This window comes from Syntrophorhabdaceae bacterium (assembly GCA_028713955.1).
GTDB lineage: Bacteria > Desulfobacterota > Syntrophorhabdia > Syntrophorhabdales > Syntrophorhabdaceae > UBA5609.
On record JAQTNJ010000221.1, the window covers coordinates 1 to 5,282 of the forward strand.

Sequence of the window (5,282 nt, forward strand, 5' to 3'; positions counted from 1 at the left end):
CATTCTTGAACACATGGTGAGCCGCTGGCTCCTGAAAGATACAAAATACGATATCCTGGAACACCATCAACAGGTGAGCCGGCTACTGATCGACGCGTTGAGAAGCAGGACCCACAATCAGTCGACGTAGAGCAATACCAGCCGTTTATTCCCGATATCGGCCGCCCTGTTATCATATGCCCACCTGTCCATTGCCTTTGAGATGAACTCTCTGCCGTTGTCCATGCAGATTACATCCGGTAGTCCCCGGGTGTGCTTCAATCCCTCGAGATGGTACAGACGGTGTACCCTTTTGTGGTTCACCTTCCATCTTTCAGACCTTAAGGGGCACATATATCCTCATGAAGCATGTGCTTATCCAGTGAGAGGTCTGTCACCATCTGTTTGAGCCTTCTGTTCTCCTCCTCAAGTTGCCGTAATCTTCTTAGCTCGTTTGTCCCCATCCGCCGCATTTCTTCTTCCACCGGTAAAACGTTGCCTGGTGATCCCCAGAGCATTGCGGAAGTGAGAGATTCATCAAACGGGTAAAGCGCTTCCATGACCTGAGGAGAACGGCAGTAAGAAACATGGTAGATGCTATGACTATTGAAAAACTCCATCGCGAAGCAGAAGAACAAATTTAACAGGCACAAAATGGGCGCAGCGATTCCGAAAATGTGATCTCTCTCCGGAGGTAATGGCTGTGAACTTTTGTTTATCAGGGATTTCAGGCTGTGCCGTTGTAATGCCTCAACGATCAAGGCCGTTCTAAAGGTATCTTTTGCGGAAGGTTGTAAACCAGGACAAAAAGAAATGCCGAGGAACGGAATTGAACCGCTGACACGGGGATTTTCAGTCCCCTGCTCTACCGACTGAGCTACCTCGGCAATCTGTTTATTTAAAACATAACTGCTCATGACATGTCAAGACATTCATACCGTATTATAGTCTTTACTCCTTCTGAAAGATTTTGACATTCTGCATCCCCTGTGTTAACACATTTGAGATGTCCCAGTCGCTGACAAAACCATTCAAAGGTATACTGTATAACAAAGAGAGGGTTAATGATATCGCTCTTTGCGTATGCCCTCCCTATGATGTCGTTACCAATATAAGGGCCTACTACGAGAGGGACGGTTTGAATGCCATCCGGCTGGAGTTGCCAATGTCAACCCCTTCCATGGACAAATATAATACTGCCAGGGAGACCATGGAAGAATGGATGAAGGACGGCATACTGCGCGAGGAAGACAAGGAAACGGTCTACGTTTATGAACAGGAATTCTCCATAGAGGATAAGGCCTATCTCAGAAGAGGATTCATAGCACTCCATAAACTTGACAAGGACCGGATACTCACACACGAAGAGACAAGAAAAAAGGCAAAGGCCGACAGGGAGCAATTGATAAACACCCTGAAAACCTTTACAAGTCTCATCTTCGGACTTTATGAAGACAGGGATAAGGAGATCGAAAACGTCCTCGTTTCCTCACAGAAAGAAAAGGTCTACGATTTTGTTGATGAACAGTCTATCAGAAACAGGTTTTACAGGATGAAGGGTGTGGAAGATATCAGGCACCTTACGTCAATAATGGATCGGAAAAAGATATACATAGCAGACGGGCACCACAGGCTGGACGTCTCCTACAGGCTCAATATACCCTATATACCGCTTTATCTGACCAACATGTATTCGCCAGGAATCGTCATCCTGCCTTATCACAGAATTATTCAGTTTGCAAAAAAGAAGAACCTCCGGAATGTGTTGAGTTCCATGGAAGGTTTCATTGAGATCAAGAAGCACGACTACACCGACAAAAACACACTGAGGGTCCTCTTCCCCATGATCAACGGATCAGTAAAACCGTCATTCCTGCTCTATTCCCGTGAAGACCCTGCACATATATATCAACTAACTGAAGTAGTGCCGGTCATCACAGACAAGGGTGTCCACGATGTATTGAAAAAATTGAGAGTCAACATACTCCACAACGATATCCTGAAAAAACTCATCGGGATCGACGATGAAGAGATCTCGTTCACGCAGGATCACTATGAATCCGTCGACCTTGTACAAAATGGGTCTGTCGACCTTGCTCTCTTCCTTCCTTCCACAACGGTTGATGAAGTAAAAAGCATAGCGGAAAACGGTCTTTACATGCCCCCGAAATCGACATTCTTCTATCCAAAGATACTTACAGGCCTCGTATTTTACAAATATGCATAATAAAAAACCGGGTTGCATTCAAAAATAGAGCGAGGCGACGAGGAGGAGGCGACGGAGACGTACATTTGGTACGTCGAGGAGATGACGACGAAGGTAACGAAGCTATATGAATGAAGGCAATTCGGTATGAAGACGTCCGACGACGAAACTTTAGACCTCCTCTGTGAAGAAAAACTAAAATTTATTCAGAAAAAAGACGGGTACAGGTTTTCCATGGATGCCATTCTTCTTGCGAATTTCGTCACTCTCAAAAAAAATGAAAGATTATTGGATATTGGGACCGGTTGTGGTATCATACCTATCTATATGACAAAAAAAGGTCGCAGTAATGAAATGGTGGGCGTGGAGATCCAGGAGCAGCTCTTTGACGCGGCGCTAAAAAATAAGGAAATAAACCATTGCGACAATGTCCTGTTTTTAATGGGAGACATCGGTTCCCTTGTCAGGGAGCTTAAAAGAAGACCCTTCCACGTTGTCCTGTCCAATCCACCATATACGAAAGCAAAAACCGGAAGAAAGAGTCCCGGGGATTCCCGCCGTATTGCCCGTTACGAGTCTTATCTTGATCTTACCGCTCTCCTTTCATCATCATCGGCTTTGCTTTTCAAGAAAGGCAGGCTCTATGTCATATACCCGTCAAAAAGGCTCGGAGAAGTCATAGACAGCGCCAGATCGAATCAGCTTGAGCCAAAAAGGATACGGTTCATCCACCCAAAAAAAAATGAACCTTCAAACCTTTTCCTTGCCGAATTCATCAAGGAAGGCGGGGTCGGAATGACCATAGAACCGCCTCTCTATATTTATGAAAACGGACATTATACGGAAGAAGTGAAAGATTACTATCTTTTAAGGAACTGACATGGCAGCTATTACGGATGTAATCGAAAAAGATCTTAAAAAGCTTGAAACATCGATTGACAGGCTGATTACGACAAAGATCGATATCATCAAAGAGATCGTCAATTATATCATTCAATCAGGCGGCAAAAGGGTCAGGCCTATTCTCGTTATACTGAGCGCCAAGCTCTGCGGCTACAAAGGAGAAAAACACATACCCTATGCAGCTATCATAGAATTCATACACACGGCGACACTTTTGCACGATGATGTGGTGGACAACGCAAAGACCAGGAGAGGCTTCTCCACGGTCAACACGGTATGGGGGAATGAACCGAGCGTGCTTGTCGGCGATTTCCTCTACTCAAAATCTTTTGAACTCATGGCCCGTGAGGGGAATGACACGATCCTCCAGATCATATCGGCAGCGACAACTGCCCTGTCTGAAGGGGAGATCCTCGAAATCGTAAAGACAGCGGATATTGATACCACAGAGAAAGAATACTTTCAGATAATCGGCAATAAAACCGCCGTGCTCTTTGCTGCAGCCTGTGAGATCGGAGCGATCCTCGGAAGATGTACACAGCAGAAAAGAAAGGACATGAGCAATTTCGGTTACAACCTCGGTATGGCCTTTCAGCTCATGGATGATATCCTCGATTATACATCCTTTGACAATGTCCTCGGCAAACGTGTAGGAACGGATCTGCAGGAAGGCAAGGTGACCCTCCCCCTGATCCACGCACTGAGGTCCGCCACCGATGAAGAGAAGTCGTACCTCATGAAGGTCATTGACAAACCTCGCATTACTGCAAAGGATTTTGCGCGGGTAAGGAAGATCATCGAAAAATATAACGGGATCGACTACACCCTCTCGACTGCTGAAAATTATACGAAAAGCGCAAAAAGCCATTTAAAGTCTTTTCCGGAGTCAAGATATAAAGAAGCCCTCCTGACACTTACCAGCTATATGCTCAGCCGGGAGAAATAGCTTATAGTAAAACCAAGCACTAAATCCTAATATCGAAATCCGAAACAATTTCAAAATCTGAATATCGAATGTTCAAAACTGTCATCGCGAGGATTTCCCGTCCCATCGTCATCGCGAGGATTTCCCGTCCCATCGTCATCGCGAGGATTTCCCGTCCCATCGTCATCGCGAGGAGCGGAGCGACGTGGCGATCTCATTAGTGGGATTGCCACGCCCTGCGGGCTCGCAATGACACGTTTATTCTATACAACTGATTTGGATTTTGAACATTCGAATTTGTTTAGTGCTTAGAGGATTTAGTATTTGCTGTCAACCATGAACTAAAACGGTATTTTTCGCCGAACACCGAACGCTTTCCTTAGAACCTCGATATACGAACTACAGTATACGATTTGCTGTCAGCTATGAGCTTGACTACAGTATTTCCCCCTTGGGTATCACGACAATCCCATCCTCGGAGACATAAAAACGTTTCCTGTCCTTATCAAGATCATAACCGATCTTCATTCCGTCGGGCACCCTGACGCCTTTGTCAATGATGGCCTTCTTCACCCGGGCGCGCATTCCGACAACAACATCATGGAAGAGTATGGACTCGCTCACTTCAGAATAGCTGTTTATGCGAACACCGGGAGAAAGAACGGATTTTATTACCTTGCCGCCGCTGATAATAACCCCGCTGCATATGATGGAATCCAATGCCTTTCCCGCCCTGCCCTTCTCTTCATCGGCAAAGACTGTTTTTGCAGGCGGGTATTGTCCTTCATAGGTCCGTATCGGCCATTTTCTGTCGTAAAGGTTAAAAACAGGGCTCACTGATGCGAGATCCATATTCGCCTGCCAGTATGCGTCTATTGTGCCTATATCTCTCCAGTATGTCGCGTCTTTGTTCTTGCCCGTACCGAACCTGTACACATATACCCTGCGCTGGGGATACATATAGGGCACGATATCCCTTCCAAAATCATGGGAGGTATCACGGCGGGCATCGTCATTCAAAACATCGATCAGCACGTCCCTGCTGAAGATATAGACACCCATTGAAATGAATGCCTTGTCCGGTTTTCCCGGTATTGGCCTGGGGTGTTCCGGTTTCTCCTCAAACCCGCAAACCCGTCCGTCACTATCCACCTCAATAACACCAAACCGTGAGGCCTCTGCGATATCGACCTCTATGGCAGAAATCGTTAAGTCTGCCTTCTTTTTCTGGTGATGCCTTATAAAATGACCATAATCCATTTTATAGAT

Annotated in this window: 4 protein-coding genes, 1 tRNA gene and 1 pseudogene; 3 read left to right on the forward strand and 3 right to left on the reverse strand. The window is 45.9% G+C overall.

Annotated elements, in window-relative coordinates; translation table 11 throughout:
* Positions 1 to 165: 165 nt before the first annotated feature.
* Together PHU49_14210 and PHU49_14215 are read right to left on the reverse strand one after the other, a co-directional pair.
* Positions 166 to 481 (reverse strand): annotated as a pseudogene (locus PHU49_14210) (transposase).
* Positions 482 to 793: 312 nt separating this feature from the next.
* Positions 794 to 866 (reverse strand) — tRNA-Phe (locus PHU49_14215).
* 119 nt (positions 867 to 985) lie between these two features.
* On the opposite strand from PHU49_14215, the gene PHU49_14220 reads away from it, so the two are divergent.
* From PHU49_14220 to PHU49_14230, 3 genes are all read left to right on the forward strand, one after another.
* Positions 986 to 2,206, forward strand: a complete 1,221-nt coding sequence (locus PHU49_14220) for a DUF1015 domain-containing protein (protein ID MDD5245160.1) — start codon at positions 986 to 988, stop codon at positions 2,204 to 2,206.
* Between the two features lie 126 nt (positions 2,207 to 2,332).
* Positions 2,333 to 3,064 (forward strand): methyltransferase, encoded by a 732-nt coding sequence (locus tag PHU49_14225; protein MDD5245161.1) that lies wholly within the window; start codon positions 2,333 to 2,335, stop codon positions 3,062 to 3,064.
* A gap of 1 nt (position 3,065) precedes the next feature.
* Positions 3,066 to 4,034 carry a polyprenyl synthetase family protein gene (locus PHU49_14230; protein MDD5245162.1) on the forward strand — a complete coding sequence of 323 codons (969 nt, stop codon included), beginning with the start codon at positions 3,066 to 3,068 and terminating at the stop codon, positions 4,032 to 4,034.
* 414 nt (positions 4,035 to 4,448) lie between these two features.
* On the opposite strand, the gene PHU49_14235 is transcribed toward PHU49_14230, so the two are convergent.
* A partial coding sequence (locus PHU49_14235) for a sugar phosphate nucleotidyltransferase (protein ID MDD5245163.1) occupies positions 4,449 to 5,282 on the reverse strand: 834 nt, incomplete at its 5' end.